This window comes from Patescibacteria group bacterium, assembly GCA_041660565.1.
Classification (GTDB): Bacteria; Patescibacteriota; UBA1384; order CAJBMM01; family CAJBMM01; genus JBAZWC01.
Map to the genome: position 1 here is coordinate 1 of JBAZWC010000004.1, position 1137 is coordinate 1137.

Annotated in this window: 3 protein-coding genes; all 3 read right to left on the minus strand. The window is 43.7% G+C overall.

The window, feature by feature from the left end; genetic code table 11:
* The coding region (locus tag WC773_04615) for a hypothetical protein (protein MFA6082657.1) at positions 1-446 on the minus strand (446 nt) is incomplete at its 3' end.
* Positions 439-609 (minus strand): hypothetical protein, encoded by a 171-nt coding sequence (locus WC773_04620; GenBank protein ID MFA6082658.1) that lies wholly within the window; start codon positions 607-609, stop codon positions 439-441. The genes WC773_04615 and WC773_04620, both read right to left, overlap by 8 nt.
* A gap of 11 nt (positions 610-620) precedes the next feature.
* Positions 621-1137, minus strand: a 517-nt coding sequence (locus WC773_04625; protein MFA6082659.1) for a hypothetical protein, incomplete at its 5' end; no start/stop codon positions are given.

Sequence of the window (1137 nt, forward strand, 5' to 3'; positions counted from 1 at the left end):
TCAATAAAGTTATTTGGAGACCAAAGTGTGTCATCAAGAGGTTCACAATACACCACACGGTCACGATTCGAATCTGCTGGCCAGATTTGTGAATCGGCAATAACTTCTGCTTCTGTCCGCGCGTCGCCTGCGCCAACGATCCTACCTTGATATGTAATCAAATATTGCACTACCGGCGCATCGACGACTTCACAAGCTTCGGAAGCGTCGGCTTTCCAAACGCGAATTGGATTTTTACCGTCTGCCCAATAAACGTTGCCTTGAAGTGTGCAAGAATCGTAGATCAGCCCGGTGCCGGGAAGTTCCAGCAGTAGTGTCCAGCCAGTGCCATTCCACTGGTACAGTGCATCAACAAGCGTTGGTGAAGTTCGACGTTGCCATGAAAGGAGTACGTCATTCTCGCCCGCTCGTGAGAGAACCTGGATATGTACGATTGTATTAGCCACTGAACACCTTTGTTAATTTATCTATAAGCCCAATCCACCAGTCGTTTAATTGTTGTTGACGTTGTTTGCATCCATTGCAAGGTTTGATACCAACTTTTAATATCACCAGCGCAACTTTGTCACCTAAACCAACCATTGGCGCTGGGTGCTTTCTTGGATTCAAATGTTTTAGCATTAAAATGGACCATTGAAAACGGTAACATAATCGTCAATAGCATTGATAGTCCAACGTGCTATATCATTAGTGCCTACATTACCATTTGCAAGCCAGATAATCCCAAAATTGGTACGGGCAGCACGATCATTGGCACCACTAGGCGGTGATATCGCAGCTTGACACAACAAAGTGAAATCTCCTTTACGTGCTTGAATAACACCACCTGCACCAGCTAACGTGATCTGTAATTTGCCATCCGAAGTCAAGGCACCTGTTGCAAGAATTGTTATTGTTGCGTTATCTAAATCTTGATTCGTAATTGACACGATTTGTGTTTGGTTATCAACGTGATTTTGCAGCACGGCATATCCAGTGAAATTACTTTGTGTACTTGCTTCATCGACGTACAAACATATTCCAGAAATTGGCGTGCCAGATACTAATTGGTATAACAATTCACCTTCTAATCCACGCGGCAAAACATTATTGCCGCATACAGATGAGGTATCAAGTACAATTTGTTCGGTTGCAAAT